Below are 16,802 nucleotides of genomic sequence, written 5' to 3' on the forward strand. Positions count from 1 at the left end.
ATGCTAACTGTCTTTTTATTTGGGAACAGCACAGGAGCGTTATTTTGCCTTGCTGATAAACCACATTTGAGGGCGTATCCGGATTTGTAGACACTTTAGTTTGAGGAGCAGCCCATGATCACCTTAAGAAGTCCCAGCGAAATTGAACTTATGCGTGTAGCCGGAAAGCTGGCTGCAGACGTTCTGGTCATGCTTGAGCCTCATGTTAAGAGCGGTGTAACTACAGGTGAGCTTGATGATATCTGCATGGACTATATCACCAACCATCAAAAGGCTGTTTCAGCCTGCCTTGGTTACCACGGCTACCCAAAGTGCGTATGCATTTCCGTAAATGAGGAGGTCTGCCACGGCATTCCAGGCCACCGTACTCTGCGTGATGGCGATATCGTCAATGTCGACGTCACTGTTATCAAGGACAAGTACTATGGTGATACCTCCAAGATGTTTATCGTAGGCGGCAAGACCACTCCAATCAATCACCGTCTGGTCAAGACCACCAAAGAGGCCCTGTACTCTGCCATACGTGTAGTACGTGCCGGTGCCAATCTTACTGAAATTGGTGAAACCATTCAGCGCATTGCCGATCGTGAGGGCTTTTCCATTGTGCGTGACTACTGCGGTCACGGCATTCACAATGTCTTCCACGACGAGCCTACCGTGCTGCACTACCGCAACCGCAACTCCCTGACTCTGGCTGCCGGTATGACCTTTACCATTGAGCCAATGATTAACGTGGGCACCTGGAAGTGCAAAGTCAACAAGAAGAACGGCTGGACTGTTACCACTGCAGACAAGAGCGCCTCTGCCCAGTTTGAGCACACCATTCTGGTAACCGCTGACGGCTGTGAAATCCTTACCCTCCGTCCTGAGGAAGAAGAGGAGCTGCCACGCATTCTGCACAATATCTAATAAAAGGCCATAAGTCCCCGAGAATCCCACGGGCCCTGCAGCCACCAGGCCGACTGGGCTGCCTGACAGGCTGATTCAGAGCAAATCTGAATCAGCCTGTTTTGTTTTGAGCTCAGATGGCAGATTAACCCCACAGACCGCATGCCCTCCATATAGAGACAAAGCAGCCACGGATGCCGACAAGTTCAGTGAACTTATGCCCCTGCAGCACAGTACTTTTCCTGCTCTACAAAGCATGGCCACCCTGTGCGACCAGACCTGCCATCACATGTCCCGGTCCGGCCCCGCCGGCCAGGCCAGTGCCGTCCCGGCCCTGCCCGCATCTGAGAGCCCCCTGTGATGAGGCTATTGCACAGAGCCTGCCCTGGCTTATCCCAAATGGACTTCACAGGCTTATTGCACATGGCCTGTCCTTGCTTATTGCTCAGGGACTGTCCTTGCTTATCGCACATGGCCATTCCAGGCTTTTCGCACTGACTGACAATCAGTGTAAAATTATGTGCAGGAAAGTTTCCTTTCCCAAGGCTAACCGGTCTTACCATGGCTCCTGTGTTGCCCGGGGATTGCGGAACCTGTGCAGTCGGATTTTTTGTCACAAATGTCCAGGAGATGTCCCATGTATACCCATATCAGTCTGCCGCACGAACAGCGAAGCGCTGACCTGGTAAAGGAGTTCCCATGCTCGTGTGCTGAGGACATCACCAATGTCAAATGTGGCCGTGACCATCTTCATGACCTTGAGGAGCGCCTTGCCGGTTTTTTCCGTGATGGCTATGCCATCAGCTCGTTGCTGGCTTACCGCACCCACTATGTGGATGATCTCATGTGCTGTCTGTACCACTCATTTCACCTTGATGAAATTGAGGGTCTGACCCTGCTGGCCGTGGGCGGCTACGGACGAGCTGAGCTGTTCTTAAAATCCGATATCGATATTCTCATCGCCTCAGAAGATACCCTGAGCGATGCCGCCTCTGAGCAGATCTCGGCCTTTATCTCCTACCTTTGGGACCTCAAGCTTGATATTGGCTCTTCAGTGCGCACCATTGCCGAGACTCTGGAGAACGTCAACGCAGACCTTACTGTCTGCACCAATCTGCTTGAGACCCGCTTCCTGTGCGGCAACAAGGATGTTTATGACAAACTGCTGGCCACTATCAAGTCGGAAAGCACCTGGAATGCCAAGCGCTTTTTCCACGCCAAGGTAGCCGAAGAGCTTGAGCGTCATCATGCCTACAAGGACACTTCCTATGCCCTTGAGCCTGACCTCAAGCAAAATCCTGGCGGCATTCGTGATATCCACGTCATGCAGTGGATTGCCAATTTCCACTTCCAGGCCAAAACAGCCGAAGACATGCTCTCCCTGGGCTTTTTAAGCCAGGAGGAATATGAGGAGCTCATCGAAAGCCGTGATGTGCTCTATCAGGTACGCTATGCCCTGCATGTCCATACCCGCCGTGAGGACAACAGACTCAACCTCGACTGTCAGCCGGCCGTAGCCGAACTGCTGGGCTATGAAGGCAGCTCAAATGCCCAGGTTGAGACCATGATGCGTGACCTCTACCGCACCCTGCGCCGCATACGTGAACTCAACTCCATGGCTCTGCAGCTTGAGGTACTGCGCATTACCGGTCAGCTTGGCGATGAGGAAACCCAGTTTCTCAACAATGACTTTGTGCGCCGTGGTCCGCTCATCGATGTCACCACTCCTGATGTCTTTGAAAATGACAAGAGCAAGATGCTCGAAATCTTCCTGCTCATGTCCCGCCATCCTGAAGTTGTAGGGCTGCATGTCAACTCCCTGCGCCTGCTGCGCCGCACCCGCCGCTCCATGACCAATTACCTGGTGGAGATTCCCGAGTGCCGTGCCATTTTCCGCTCCATTCTCAATGATCCGAGAGCTGCGGCCATTGCCTTCCCGCTCATGCATGAGCACCGTATTCTTTCTGCCTATATGCCGGCCTGGGAAAAGATTGAGGGCCTGAGCCAGTTTGACATGTTCCACCTGTATACCGTCGATGAGCACACCATTCGTGTCATCAAGAACTTCGGTATCTTCAGCAACTCCCGTGAGCCTGCCTATAACCTGTTCAAGCATGTTTACAGTCAGCTGAGCAATCCTGAGATTCTCATTGTTGCTGCCCTGCTGCACGATATTGCCAAGGGTCAGGGCGGACACCATGCCCAGCTCGGTGCCGGTGAGGCTCTGTACTTCTGTCAGCTGCACCGCTATACCCTTTACCAGACCCGCCTGGTCTCCTGGCTGGTCTATAACCATCTGCTGATGTCCTCTACAGCCCAGCGCCGTGACATCAATGATCCTCAGGTGGTCAGCGAATTTTCCAAGAAAGTTCAGGATGAAGAGCACCTCAATCTGCTCTACTGCCTGTCGGTTGCTGATATCTGCGCTACCAATGACCGCGAGTGGAACTCCTGGAAGGACATGGTCTTCAAGCAGCTGTACTTCTCCACCCGTCAGGCTCTGCGCCATGGCCTTGAGATGCCGCATGACATCAAGCTGCATGCCGGTGAAAACATGGAGCTGGCCATAAAGTACATGCGTGATCTCAATGAGCAGGACATTCGCTCTTACTGGTCATACTTCAGGCCTGAGTACTTTATCTACTACACCCCTCAGGAAATTGCCTGGCATACCCGCAATATTCTGACTTTCAAGGTTGAGTCCCACCCTCTGATTCTCTTTGCCCAGCATGAGGGTACAGGCACGGAAATGCTGATCTTCATAAGAGAGCACAATCCGCGCTTTAACTTTGGCTACCTTGCCTACATCATGACCAAGAAGCGTCTGAACATTCAGTCCGCCCAGTTCATACGCAACAGGCTCAATCACTCTATCTGCACTATCAAATTCCAGTCCCAGATGGGCAGCTGCATCGATAACGACCGCCTGCACTCAATTCGCAGCGCCCTTATCAAAGGCATAAGTGAGGAGCCAAGTCTCGATAATATCGATTCAGGTCCGGAGAAGAGCAAGAAGAAGATTTTCAAAATCCCTACTGTTATCAACTATCTGGAAGATCACACCAAAGAGACTACCAGCCTCGAGATTTCAGCCCTCGACCAGCCAGGCCTGCTGGCCCGTGTAGGCATTGTCTTCAACCGTTTCTCACTCTTTGTCCGCAGTGCCCGTATCACCACCACAGGCGAGCGTGCCGATGACTTCTTCTCGGTGACAGACAAGCAGGGCCGCCCTCTTAACGAGCGCACCAAGGACAAGCTGGCCAAAGCCCTGGCCGACGCCCTCAACGCCCACCGCGAACAGTCCGCCCAGGATCAGTAACCCCGGCACTGCCGCGCCCAGCCCCGCTCCGCCCCGGACCATGGCCAGGTCCTGGCCTGGGCACCAGCGGCGCCAGGCATCCCCATCAGCAGCGGCCTTGCAGCTGCAGGTGGAGCAGGACTTGCCTGCACTTAAGCCAGCGACCCCTCCCACTCCCACCTTAGCCCTTAGCTCCTGCACAGCCATTCCGGACTCGCCCCCACAGCCTGCGCCTTATGCCTTTGTGCCCTTCAGGCCCGTACCTCCCCACTGCCTGCGCGTTCCGGCCTTTGCATCACTTGCGGCCGATCACAGCCCCTTACTTTACCTTACGCTACTGATATTTTTGCACCAAAAGCATGCAACTCTCACCATATAAGCAATTAGTACAGAATAAGCGCACTATTTTGGCACTCAAATCCAGGCAAAAGCATCACTTAAGTGCAAAAATCAGGTAATTTCACCATTTAAAGCTCAAAAGCGCACCACAAATATGCATGGCCATTGACTGATAAATGCTATGGGCTAATATTTACGCAAACTGCATGACAGCACCAGGCCATTCAGGCGCCAGACCCTGTAACTGCAGCCTGCAGGCTTAAGGCCTCAGAGCTGACAGTCAGACAGGACAAAGCCCAAGGGGAGGCTGACAGCGCTCCGGCCCATTGATGATATGCGCAGCTGCCTTAGAGCACTCGCCATGTCTGCAGCCGCTCAGGCTCTCCTGACAGCTGTACTGTCATATACCTGATAAGCTCAATACTGAGGATTGAAAAGATGACCCAGCAGCTTCAAGCCATCATCGATAATGCCTTTGAAAACCGTGCCAGCATCACCATGGCCAACTGCGACGCCAATGTACGCGCCGCTGTCAACGACGTAATTTCCGGCCTGGATGACGGCTCCTTACGTGTAGCTGAGAAGATTGACGGCGAGTGGGTCACCAATCAGTGGATCAAGAAGGCTGTACTGCTTTCTTTCAAGTTAAAGGACAACGAGCTGACCACCATTCCAGGCGGCGCTTACTATGACAAGGTTCCTTTAAAGTTCAACGGCTACACTGCCGATCGCTTTGCTGCCGAATCTACCCGTGCCGTTCCAGGTGCCGTAGTCCGTCAGGGCGCCTTCCTCGAGCCAAATGTTGTGCTCATGCCATCTTTCGTTAACATCGGCGCCCGCGTAGGTTCCGGCACCATGGTTGATACCTGGGCCACTGTAGGTTCCTGTGCTCAGATTGGCAAGAACGTTCACTTATCCGGCGGCGTCGGCATTGGTGGCGTACTTGAGCCAGTTCAGGCCGGCCCTACCATCATTGAAGACAACTGCTTCATCGGCGCCCGCTCCGAGGTTGTAGAGGGTGTGATCGTAGGTGAAGGCTCTGTTATTTCCATGGGCGTATTCATCGGTCAGTCCACCCGTATTTATGACCGCGCCACCGGCGAGATCATGTACGGCAAGGTTCCTCCATACTCTGTAGTAGTATCCGGTAACCTGCCATCCAAGGACGGCAAGTACTCCTTATACGCAGCCGTGATCGTAAAGCGCGTTGATGAGAAGACCCGCTCCAAGATCGGCCTCAACGAGCTCCTGCGCGAAGCCGAAGAGGAAATGCAGCGCTAAGATGCAGGTCCAAAATGCAGGGCAGACAGGCCCGGCATAGCCCTGGTAAGAGAGCATGATGCTCTCATGACTGCATCCTGCCACCGCCCTTCGGGCTTTACCCGAACGGGCCCATGAAAAAAGCTCACCCTTACCAGGTGAGCTTTTTTCATGGGCGCAGCACTCTTGCACTATTTAATCTGTCCAATAAGTGACAGTACCCAGCCAGACCAGGGCCGGAGCCATGCCTGAGGCCTTGCACTATGAACCATGGACCAGGGCCATTGGCATGGCCAGCAACTCTGGGCCTTGCCCCGTAGGCACCATCGGCACCGTATGCGCAGTCATCACACTATGCCCTGTGTTCTCAGCAGCAGCGTCCTTGCATTGCCCTCGTTCGTGAGACTGACTGATGAGACTGATGCATATCCGACTGTAACTGCGGTAATGTACTTTGCAGAGCATGAAAATCAGGCATAAACATACAGCTGCTAATTAAATGATCAATATCGATATTGAAAACTGAAAAAGGGGGCCTGATGCCACTGGTATGACAGGTTGAAAATGCTCTGTTGTACATAAAATAATACTGTTCAGGTACGCCCTTTTTTTGCTTATGGCACAGTACTGATTTTGCTAAGGATGCGATATTTAAGGCAAAATACTCCCATTATCGAACATATATGTGATAAAATTACTCAGATTTTCCCGGACATGTATGTCTTATCTAGGAAGAATCTCAATTATAATTGCGGTCCATTATGTCTCAGCAGAGATCAGAGGTGGCAGCCAGTGTGGCTTTAAGTGCTGCAAACCCTACCCGTCTTATGCTCTCCACTGTCCATGCAGCAAGGTGGACCAGACATCAGTATCAATTATAAAAGCCTGATTCCCACAGGGGTGGGAAGGTATACAGGTTATTAAGGCACGGTACCTTAATCATACATACTGCCTTTCAGGCAGGTCCAGCTCATGGCCCATTCTGCCTGCAGATGCATAATAATGCGCTTACTCACACTGCCAGTTAAGACACCACAGTACCGGCCCAGGATACAGTTGCGATACTGTTAAATATCAGCATGCAGTCATAAAACAGGCGTCCCTGATTACATTGCAGGGGCACAAGGCAAGACTCAGACTGACATCATCACAGATTACTTTACAAAATCCATCAGATCAAAGGCAGCCCCTGCCGCACTGCATAAAGCTGCTCAGGCCCATATGTATGGCATTTTAGCCATATACATACAGGCTCTGTGGCAGCCGTGTAAGCCGCCTCCAGACTGCGCCGGATTTCTGCCAGTCAGGTATGGCACGATCCTTGATTCAGGACAGACAGTGCCTCCGGACACGTAATACTTATTTTTCGCCTCTTTAGGAGCACCTTTTAACCATGGCCAATACTAAAGCTTCAGCCGCCACCAGAAAAAAATCAGCAGCAGCCAAGAATCAGGCCCAGGAACAGGCACCGGCAGCAGCAGACGCCAAGGCACCTGAGCAGGGCACTGGTAAGACTCCTAGTCTGCGTGATATGCAGGAAGCCAAGATGCGCGATCGTCGCGAAAAGATTGAGAACGCCAAGAACAAGGTGCTTGAGCAGAAGAAGCTTCAGCAGGAACGTAAGGCCAAGGCCAAAGCCGAGATGGAGAAGAAGGCACGTCGCTCCATGATTCTCTTCGTCATCGGCCTGTTTGTAATGCTGACCGCTCTGATTGCGCTCTTCCCAAGCACTCCAATGATTATCTTCAGCTCCCTGCTGATGTTCTCATTCTTCTTCCTTGGTATTGCCTATCAGCGCATGGTAATGCAGCTTCTGGTGGTAGCCATTGCCTGTGTATTTATCACGGGTGCTTTCTACATGATTATGAGCTCCATGTAGCAACAAACTGCATGTCTCAAATGGGCCTGACGGCCCTGACTACGCAGCCGGGTGCCCCACAGGGCCCCGGCTGCTTTATTTTAGCTGCACAGCCCCGCCGTGCACCTGCACGTAGCAGGCCTGCCGCACACCAGGCCAAAAAGGCCTGAAGCATCAAAGCCACAGCAACCCCGCCATGCAGCCCGCTGCAGCACTGCTGAAGAGCCTGCAGTTCTTTTTGTCTTTAAGAGTTCACATCAAAGCAAGTCAAGGGGGCAGGGCAGGCGCTCAGCAGCGCCATGCTGTGTACTGGCGTGTTGCCAGGCTGGCGCGCCACTGACTGGCAGCAAAGGCACGCCCAAGGCCGCTGCAGGCCATTTACAGGCTGATTGTGCGCCTTAAGGTGAGCGCGGTGCACTCTGCAAAATCACTGGACAAGTAAAGGTATCCTTTTGTAAAATGGGCTCCGCACAGCCAAAGTGGCGGAATTGGTAGACGCAGCGGATTCAAAATCCGCCGCTAGAAATAGTGTATGGGTTCGAGCCCCATCTTTGGCACCAGCAATTGCAAAGCTCTTAAGTGAGCTTTTAATTTGTCCATATGTTGTATCTAGCACAACAGACATACGGCCTTGAAATCGGGCCAGTAATGCGAGTGAGCTCACATATGGAGCATATGCCATGCACCGCAGCGCAGCCAAATGCCGATAACTGTGTCTGGGCTAATTTTCGTTTTTTAGTATTGATACCAGTCAGAATCATAAGGATTACACCAGTGATTTTCCTGATTCAGTGCGCTATCTGTTTTCTGGTTTAGCGACCACAGGCACACTGTAACAAGCCCCTGCTATGCCGGTACTTATCTCAGGGCAAAGCACTATGGCAAGGCCTGGCCCGGCCACATCCACCTTCAGGCGGATCCATGGGCGAACGCCATGGCCATGACAAGGCCCCTGTCCAGCTCCAGGCCCCAGGCAAGCTCCAGGCCCCTGGCCGCATCGGGCATGACAAGCCACATGTTCAGCTCCAGGAGCCTGGCCAGGTCCAGGACCATGGCCGAATCAGGCATGACAAGGCGCAAGGCGCGTGCAAAATGGCGCCAGGCGCCTGGTTGTGCAGAGCCATGGCCATAGCTTAGCCCATGCCCATGAGCAGTACTGAGGGGTTGATAACTAATACGAGCTCAACTGTAAGCTCTGAGGATTGATTTATGATCAGGTATTTAGGCACCGCATTATTTGCTCTGCTGTTAAGCTGTTTCTCCATTGGGAGCGCATGGGCATTCAGCCTGTTTCCATCAGGTGGCATGTCACTGAGCGCTGAGGGCCCACAGGGTTTTAAGTGGGAATATAAGGGAGACAACTTCAGCATTGACAACAACGGCATCACCATTGGTAATGGCCAGTTTTTTGGCGACGATGACGATGATGATGACGACGACGACGATGACCGCTACGACCGTGATGATGACGATGATGATGATGATTAGTCGTCAGCTGTAAGGGCCGGCCTGAGGCCATGCAGCCCCATCAACGCAAAGAGCCACCATTCTTCAATGGTGGCTCTTTGCTTATAGGCTGCAGCAGGTCGCTGTCCTCAGGGCAGCAGCTGAGCTGCTGCCGTGCTGATGCGGTGCTGCGCTGCCTTGCTGAGCCGCACTGATGCACGGCCAGGAGTGTCAGACCTTGCGGTTGAGCAGGTACAGTGAGAGCAGAATAAAGGCAGCCGGCGGCACCAGTACGCCTATGGCCGGTGGCAGACCGATAAGATAGGTAAAGCCCGGCACAATCTCATTGCACAGATAGAAGCTGAAGCCCATGGACAGACCCAGCAGTACGCGCAGGGACATAGGCACTGAGCGCAGCGAGCCGAATACAGTTGAGGCTCCCAGCATAAGCATCACTATCATGGCCAGAGGCAGGGTGAACTTCTGATAAAGGACGGTACGGTAGCGCTGGGAGTCGATACTGTTGGACTCCAGATACTCTATGTAGTCGATAAGCTCAGGCACTGAGAGCTGATCGTTTTTGAGATTGAAGATCTCAAGGCGCTCAGGGTTGAGGTAGAGCTCCCACTGTACAGACTCCTGACTGTCGAGGGTGATCTTCTTATCTCCAAAGCTGCGGCTGCTGATATCGCGCAGATCCCATTTGCGGTCCTGAGCATTGTAAAAACCTGCCTGGGCATTGGAAATCCTGATAAGACGGGTACCGTCAAAGTCAAAGCGGCTGATATCTCGTATGGAGCTGTCAGACATGACAGCTCTGATAAAAACAAAGCTGTCTCCCTCACGAATCCAGATACCGTTGCCAGTGCGCGACACACGGCCCTCAGAGCTGGCGTAATTGAAACGATCTTCAGCAAACTGACGCAGTTCGGGCACTATGGTCTGACCGGCCAGACTTACCAGAATTACCAGAGGGATAATCATCTTGCAGGAGCTTAAAATGATGGCTGTCTTGGACATGCCCGTGCTCTGCATGACAATGAGCTCGGAGTTTTTGGACAGCAGACCAAGGCCCACTACACCTCCAATAAGCACGGCCACCGGGAAAATCATTACCAGCATGGTAGGCGTACGCAGTGCAATGTACGAAAGCAGGAAGAGAAAGTCGATATTGCCATTGCCCAGATGACGGGTCTGGTCAATAAAGGTAATGATGGCTGTAATAACAGTAAGCACTGCTGTAGTCAGCAGGATGAAGATAAGTACTGTTTTGCCAATATAGCGATCGATTACGCCAAACATTATTGACTGTCCTCTTGCGCGCCTTGAGTATTCGTCCTGTGCCCTGTTACTGTCACGCACCGCCACAATGGCGCTGCTGCGACCGAGGGGTCTTTAATTTGCTGCACCGGGGGCATTATGCCTCATGGTCAGTGCTTTACCTGGCATAGGCGGCCACACCGCCCATCAGTGCTTTCCCTGGCACCAGTTGCCACACCGGATATCACTGGCCACACAGCCCATCAGTGCTTTACCTGGCATTGGAGGCTGCACCAGGCATCAGTGCCCGTCCTTACGGTCCGGGTTGCTGTTCTCTGATCGGCCAGCTGCGGAGCCTGCATGGTCAGATGACTCTTTACCATTGTCTCCCCAGAAGCCTGCGTCGGCCTTGCGTGAGGTTGCGGCCACCTCGGCAAGGGCAGCGGCCATATTCTTTCGGCGATTGTGCCTGATATGCTTGATGTGGGCCTTTGGCAGGTTGAGCGGAATGGCTACCAGCATTAAAAAGAGCACAGGTACGGCATACATGCCAGGATAAAGAGGCAGCACACCTGTCATGACAAAGTTTCGGGTCGACATCAGGAACAGATAGTAGGCCACATAGATCAAAATGGCCGGCATCAGACGGGCAAAGCGTCCATGACGGGGATTGACCATGGAAAGAGGCACGGCCACCATGCACATAACCAGAGTGGTTAAAATCGGGATAATACGCCACTGTACCTCAACCTTTTCACGCACCCCGTCAACACGTGCAATGAGATCCATGGTGGAGGTACGGGCAATGGAGCGGCCCTGACGGGTCTCGTCGGTGATATTGGCCGATACCGGGGCCCGGAAGGAGCTGAACTCAGCTTTGCGGAAAGAGCCGTCGGCAGGATATTCATAGCGGCGGCCGTCGCTCAGTTCCAGCCAGCGTACGCCGTCCTCATCAACAAAAAGATGGCCCTCACTGGCTACGGTAATGGAGTGGTCATCAATAACGTAGATATTATTGACGTCCCTGGTCTGGGAGTCACGGGTGACCAGCTTTTCCACGTAAATATTGAACTGACCGAAGCTTACAAATCTGCCACTGTCTATAGGAAGGAATTCAGGATCATTGGCCGCCTGCTGCTCCATGGCATAGCGGGCATCGGCGGCTTTCCAGGTAAGCACCATGGAGATATAGCCCACTGCCACTGCACTGACAAGGCCCATTATCATGGCTACCATCATGATTCGGCCTGGCGAGTAGCCTACGGCACGCATGACCACCATTTCCGAGTCGGTACAGATGCGGCCCAGGGTAATGATAATGGCCACATAAAGGGTAAGGGGCAAGAGGTAGACCAGAAACTCAGGCAGGGAGTAGAGCAGGAACATGGCAATAAGGCGTGGAGGAAGACCACCCACCACGGCTTCAGTCATGAGCTTGACAATACTCTGGCCGGCGAAAATTGTTACAAGCACCAGCAGCACTACCAGCTGAGATTTTAAAAGTTCTTTAAAGATGTATTTGTCTAAAAGCACTGTCTGGTCTTCCGTATCAAACCTCAGGCAGCAAGCCGCCCTGAGCAGTGATGCTTTGAAAATTCGTCTGCCTGGCCATTAACCAGCGTAAACAGCCTCAGTACATGCTAAGGCCATACAAAGGCCCGGCACGCCCATGGACGCGTAAGGCACGTCCATGAGCGGGCAAGTCCTGCTCATGGGCGCACCGTAAGCGGCCCTGAACGCGTAAGTCCCGCTCATGAGCGCACCGTAAGCGGCTCTGAACGGGCCATAGCCCGCCCATTAACAGGACCTGGCAAGTCCCGGCACGTGCCAAAGGAAAGTCCCATGGTTGCCCGGGACGCTTGTGAAACCGGTTCTGAGCAAACAGATGTGTCCTGCATGACGGATACTCCACAAACCGCCAGAGGTGCATGAGGGTACATCCTCAGAGAGCCACCACACTATGACCTGCAAAACAGGTCACTGGTTCGCCAAATAAAAGCAAAATCGTCAAAATACGCCAAAAACGCTGAAAAGCCAAAACTGATGACCCTGAGGTCGCTCCCTCTTCGTTGCTAAACCTGTCCATGTTACCAGCTCTTTCCTGGTTAATTCACAGTAACACAGCGCAACCCTGGAACCACCTGGCACCGCCAGGGATGGCCAGGCGGTCATACCCCTGCAGGTCATGATTGCAGCCCTGGCGCTGCCCAGGATGTCAGCGACGGGCCCGGAAATCCTTTTTAAAGGCCTGCAGCCAGCTGCGCACCAGGGCATGAGGAGCACGGTGCGGAATAATGTTTGGTCTGTCCTGCAGATGACGCAGCAGATCAGCGGCCTCAAAAAGATGGTCACCCTGCAGGCGCTCGAGAATCTGGGCATTGCCGTGCAAAATCAGAGGAAGCTGCTCAACAGGCACCCAGGCCTTGTATTTAAGCACCTCCAGAACCAGCTCACTGAGCAGGGTGATTTGCATGGTGCGGCTTAATTTGTTGAGGCCGTCGATAAGCTCCACGTCATAAGGATCGCCTCTGTGAATGCCGTCTACCAGAGTACGCACCACGTTAATGGCCTTGATGTCTTCGCCTGAGAGCAGCATTTTCATGGCCTCAAGGGGAGCAAGGGAACTTAAGGACAGCGCAATGGCGGCACGCTCGGGAGTTACAGGGCTTTTCAGGCCCTCACAGGCTTCAAGGGCAGTACGCTCTTTTTCCTCCTGCTCAGCCGGGTCAGCAAAGGCTCGCCTGATAAGCGGCGGACGCTGATTTTCTCTGTTGAGCAGGTACTCCATGGCCTGCTCCATGGGCACATCACGGATAACAACCTTGGAAGCACGGGAAAGAATGGTAGGCAGCAGCATCTCAAGGCTGCGGGCTACCATGATAATCATGGTAGAAGGGGCCGGCTCTTCAAAGGTCTTTAAGATAGCGTTGGCAGCGCCTGTGGTCATCTTTTCGGCGCCGTCGATAATCACGACCTTGCCCACGCCGCCTACGGCCGACTCATTGATAAACTGGGGTACCTTACGCATGGTGTCAATGCGCATGGTACGGGTACTGCGGGCAGCTTCAGGAGGAACAATCAGTCCCGAGCAGTCATGAGTGAAGTCAGCATCGCTGCCTGCCTCTTCAGCTGTGGAGCAGTAAGCTACCTTAAGGTCGGAACTTGAATAGCGGCTGAGTGACTGACAGGAAACGCAGTGACCGCATGGTCCTGACGGACTGCGGTTCTGGCACAAAAAGGCACGGGCAATTTCCAGAGCCAGATGACGTCCCCCAAGGCCCGGATGTCCGGCGATAATAATTGAGGCCGGAGCACGCCCCTGACTTAAGGATGCCAGATACTGCTGGTAATAGGGTTGAAGCCAGGAAAACAACATGTAAATACTCCGCCTGTGCCATTAAATCCCTTTTCCGCGTCTGAGGCGGAAAAATCCATAAGATTATAGCCGCTAATGGCCTGCATTCGACAGTACATAAAGCTTTTATGCAGCCAGATGCCATTATACGGACCTGCACAGTAGATTAAAAATCAACACTTCCCTGTCTTACAGTTTGACCATAAGCATGCCGCCATGAGCATGGGCCAGGTATCAGCCAGGGCCCTGCTATGGTCCGTTGCCATGGCCGCCCCTGGCGCGCCCTGTCATGGCCGCACGACCTTGCTGCCCGGTAATGACAAAGGGTGGCCTCTGCCACCCTTTGTCAAAGAGCACGTATAAATTCTCAGTGCAGCTGCCTGGCCATCTCAGTCATGGCGGCCTGCTCGCCAGAGCTGCCTGCCCGCCACAGCCGACTGTCCGCCAGGACCTGCCTGGTCTAGCCGCGTCTGTCGATAAAATCGGAGAGTACCTTTTTTACCTGGCTGCTGACACCATCAATGTTCTGTGCCCCGTCAATGACCTTGACCAGGTCTTCATGAGCACTGGCGTAGGAAGTAAAGCCCTTACGCACACGCTCAAAGAAATCAAGGGACTCCTGCTCGAAGCGGTCGGCTGCACTGCGCTTGCCTGCGCGCATCATGCCCTCTTTGACATCAATGTCAAAAAGCAGGATTAAATCAGGGTTGAAATCCCCAATGGCCACCTCTCTGATACGGCCAATAAGGTCCAGATCCATGCCACGGCCATAGCCCTGATAGGCAATGGTCGACAGGTCGAAGCGATCGGAAATGACCACTGTCCCCTGCTCAAGCAGAGGCTTAATCTTGCTGTTTACCAGCTGAGCACGGGATGCATACATCAAAAGCAGCTCGGTGGTTGAGCAGATCTTTTCTTCATGATCAGGGTTTAGCAAAATGGAACGGATCTGCTCGGCAACAGCGGTACCGCCTGGCTCACGGGTACACTCAACCTTAAAGCCCCTGCCCTCAAGAAAATCTTTGATAACAGGAATCTGCGTGGACTTACCACCACCTTCACCACCCTCAAGGGTGATAAAAAAACCGCGTTGCATAGCAATACTCCAGGGGAAAAATCAGAACAAACAGCCAGCAGCTGACCGGCACCCGGGGTACAGCCCTGCTCAAAATTCAGCAAATGATATCACCGATATGACAGCGTCACAGCGTGATGTCCTGATTATTACAACTTTTGATTAAGTACTGATAAAGCAAAAAGCCCTGAGCACACCTGCAAACTCATGTGTCAGATGCGCTCAGGGCCTGTGTTTTCAGGTCCAGTCACGCCCCGAAGGGCATGCCCTGCAGGCCCCCTCCGTGGTCATGACATGTGGGCCACGCCCACCTGGTCAAGACATGTGAGCCACGCCCAGCCTTGTCAGGACCTGCGGTCTTTGCCCATCCTGGTAAGGACCTGCGGGCTTTGCCCATCCTGGTCAGGACCAGCGAGCTTTGCCATGGGGCATCCTGGTAAGGACCTGCGGGCTTTGCCATGGGCCAGCCGGGCCTGCATGCGACGACTACTGTCCTTCGTCCTCAGCATGCTCCTTCTTGTAGTCACTTACAGCCTTGCGGTACTGCTTAACGGCAGCGTTATGCTCCTGCAGGGTAGCTGAGAAGATGTGACCCTCCTTTGGATCCGGACCACGGGCTACAAAGTACAGGGCATCAGTCTGAGCCGGATTGAGCACGGCCTCAATAGACTCAGGAGATGGCATGGCAATAGGAGTTGGAGGCAGACCGCGTCTGGTATAGGTGTTGTAAGGGGTATCGCGGCGCAGCTGAGACAGACGCAGTGGTCCCTTGAAGTCAGGGCTTACACCATACATTACAGCCGGATCAGTCTGCAGTCTCATGCCCTTGCGCAGGCGGTTCATAAAGACACCGGCAATCAGGGCACGCTCACTTTTAAGCGAGCTTTCTCTTTCTACCAGCGAGGCAAGAATGAGTACCTGATAAGGAGTGGATACTACCTGGTCGATAGCCTGATTGCGCTCTATGTAACGCTCGCGCATGAAGTTAGCCATCTTGATAAGGGCCTTGGCAATGAGCTCCAGATCGGTGGTCTTGCCCGGCTCGTACTCGTAAATGGCCGGCATGAGCAGACCCTCAAGAGTTGGATGGCTGCCACCTATGGCCTGCAGTAAGGAGGTGTCATTGTTATTTCTTATGAGCAGCGCCTCCATGAACAGATCAGGAGTAGCCAGAATCTCAGTAAGCTCCGGCTTTTTGGCAATGTCCTTATTGGCAGCAAGTCGACGCATTACCATGGTAATGGTCATACCCTCAATCAGGGGCATGCCGGGCAGCTTGACCTTGATCACATTACCCTGGGCCATGTCAGTGAGAATCTCAGGGAGGGTTTTTACACCATCGATAAGGTAATCACCCTTCTGAATGACAGGGTACTCGTGATTATGCAGCCTTACCCAGGCGCTGATAAGATAGCGGTGGTAGGCATTTCCTGTGAGGTCACGCACTACAGAGGATAAAGTTGAGCCAGGGCGAATCCTGTACGGCTCCTCCCTTGCAGGAATTACGGTTGCTGTAATAACGTCCAGCTGCTTGTAGCCCCAGAAGGCCACACCGCCGACTCCCATAACCATAAGGAGAATCAGGACGAGGAAAATGCGAAACAATCCTATGCCTCTTTTGTGCTCCCGTGGAATATGCGGGTTCTGCTCACGCTCAAGCTGTTTGAGCCGGTTGAACTCGGCCCTTGCCTGCCTGCGTGCCCTGAGCATAGCCTCCTGATTTGATTCATATCCCATAGTTGCCTCGTTAATATAATTACTACAATCTGATCAGTTACCCAGCCTGCCTGTGTGCCCGTCCTGATTATGGGCACGAACTCTGCGGCATACATCTGCTGTGGCCAGCAGCGGCCAGCATGGCCGCCTGCCCTGTAGACAGCTGCCGGTCTGCAGGCTGCTTGCCAGCCCAGGGCATTCCCAATGGTCAGTCCCTGGCTGCGCCATAAAAACAGCTATGGCCCCTGCCTGATCAAAAAATGCCACCCATGTGGCGATGCCTGTCTGATCGCGACATCTGCACCTT

Annotated in this window: 10 protein-coding genes and 1 tRNA gene; 6 read left to right on the top strand and 5 right to left on the bottom strand. The window is 53.3% G+C overall.

Translation table 11 applies throughout. The features are described from left to right. Positions 1-114 precede the first annotated feature (114 nt). The 6 genes from map to MXE41_RS09355 all read left to right on the top strand — a co-directional run bounded on the left by map (position 115) and on the right by MXE41_RS09355 (position 9,131). Positions 115-909: a type I methionyl aminopeptidase gene (gene map / locus MXE41_RS09330; protein WP_247100300.1), complete on the top strand. Its 795-nt coding sequence runs from the start codon at positions 115-117 to the stop codon at positions 907-909. 616 nt (positions 910-1,525) lie between these two features. Further along, on the top strand, positions 1,526-4,207 hold the full coding sequence (gene glnD, locus MXE41_RS09335; RefSeq protein WP_246977643.1) for a [protein-PII] uridylyltransferase: 2,682 nt from the start codon (positions 1,526-1,528) through the stop codon (positions 4,205-4,207). A gap of 756 nt (positions 4,208-4,963) precedes the next feature. Then, the gene (gene dapD, locus MXE41_RS09340; protein WP_246977642.1) at positions 4,964-5,806 is read left to right on the top strand and encodes a 2,3,4,5-tetrahydropyridine-2,6-dicarboxylate N-succinyltransferase; all 843 of its coding nucleotides are present in this window, start codon (positions 4,964-4,966) and stop codon (positions 5,804-5,806) included. 1,372 nt (positions 5,807-7,178) lie between these two features. Continuing rightward, positions 7,179-7,664 (top strand): hypothetical protein, encoded by a 486-nt coding sequence (locus tag MXE41_RS09345; RefSeq protein WP_247100301.1) that lies wholly within the window; start codon positions 7,179-7,181, stop codon positions 7,662-7,664. A 452-nt stretch (positions 7,665-8,116) separates the two neighbouring features. Continuing rightward, positions 8,117-8,203: transfer RNA gene (locus MXE41_RS09350), tRNA-Leu, on the top strand. A gap of 649 nt (positions 8,204-8,852) precedes the next feature. Next, on the top strand, positions 8,853-9,131 hold the full coding sequence (locus MXE41_RS09355; protein WP_246977640.1) for a hypothetical protein: 279 nt from the start codon (positions 8,853-8,855) through the stop codon (positions 9,129-9,131). A 189-nt stretch (positions 9,132-9,320) separates the two neighbouring features. On the opposite strand, the gene lptG is transcribed toward MXE41_RS09355, so the two are convergent. The 5 genes from lptG to mltG all read right to left on the bottom strand — a co-directional run bounded on the left by lptG (position 9,321) and on the right by mltG (position 16,516). After that, a complete protein-coding gene (gene lptG / locus MXE41_RS09360) occupies positions 9,321-10,391 on the bottom strand; it encodes an LPS export ABC transporter permease LptG (RefSeq protein ID WP_247100302.1) in 1,071 nt (356 codons plus the stop codon). A gap of 258 nt (positions 10,392-10,649) precedes the next feature. Further along, entirely contained in the window at positions 10,650-11,882 is a 1,233-nt protein-coding gene (gene lptF / locus MXE41_RS09365; protein ID WP_247100303.1) for an LPS export ABC transporter permease LptF, read from the bottom strand. A 682-nt stretch (positions 11,883-12,564) separates the two neighbouring features. Next, the gene (locus tag MXE41_RS09370) at positions 12,565-13,725 is read right to left on the bottom strand and encodes a DNA polymerase III subunit delta' (RefSeq protein ID WP_247100304.1); all 1,161 of its coding nucleotides are present in this window, start codon (positions 13,723-13,725) and stop codon (positions 12,565-12,567) included. 439 nt (positions 13,726-14,164) lie between these two features. Next, complete coding sequence (gene tmk, locus MXE41_RS09375) at positions 14,165-14,800, bottom strand: dTMP kinase (RefSeq protein WP_246977636.1); 636 nt, start codon at positions 14,798-14,800, stop codon at positions 14,165-14,167. A gap of 465 nt (positions 14,801-15,265) precedes the next feature. Then, the gene (mltG, locus tag MXE41_RS09380; RefSeq protein ID WP_247100305.1) at positions 15,266-16,516 is read right to left on the bottom strand and encodes an endolytic transglycosylase MltG; all 1,251 of its coding nucleotides are present in this window, start codon (positions 16,514-16,516) and stop codon (positions 15,266-15,268) included. Between the last annotated feature and the right edge of the window lie 286 nt (positions 16,517-16,802).

It is taken from the genome of Anaerobiospirillum sp. NML120449, assembly GCF_023051105.1.
Lineage (GTDB): Bacteria > Pseudomonadota > Gammaproteobacteria > Enterobacterales > Succinivibrionaceae > Anaerobiospirillum.

Excerpts from the sequence above, each read along its gene's own strand:
- tmk (WP_246977636.1), bottom strand. The coding sequence starts at position 14,800 with ATGCAACGCGGTTTTTTTATCACCCTTGAGGGTGGTGAAGGTGGTGGT.
- MXE41_RS09345 (WP_247100301.1), top strand. The coding sequence starts at position 7,179 with ATGGCCAATACTAAAGCTTCAGCCGCCACCAGAAAAAAATCAGCAGCA.
- MXE41_RS09355 (WP_246977640.1), top strand. The coding sequence starts at position 8,853 with ATGATCAGGTATTTAGGCACCGCATTATTTGCTCTGCTGTTAAGCTGT.
- MXE41_RS09370 (WP_247100304.1), bottom strand. The coding sequence starts at position 13,725 with ATGTTGTTTTCCTGGCTTCAACCCTATTACCAGCAGTATCTGGCATCC.
- map (WP_247100300.1), top strand. The coding sequence starts at position 115 with ATGATCACCTTAAGAAGTCCCAGCGAAATTGAACTTATGCGTGTAGCC.
- lptG (WP_247100302.1), bottom strand. The coding sequence starts at position 10,391 with ATGTTTGGCGTAATCGATCGCTATATTGGCAAAACAGTACTTATCTTC.
- mltG (WP_247100305.1), bottom strand. The coding sequence starts at position 16,516 with ATGGGATATGAATCAAATCAGGAGGCTATGCTCAGGGCACGCAGGCAG.
- dapD (WP_246977642.1), top strand. The coding sequence starts at position 4,964 with ATGACCCAGCAGCTTCAAGCCATCATCGATAATGCCTTTGAAAACCGT.
- glnD (WP_246977643.1), top strand. The coding sequence starts at position 1,526 with ATGTATACCCATATCAGTCTGCCGCACGAACAGCGAAGCGCTGACCTG.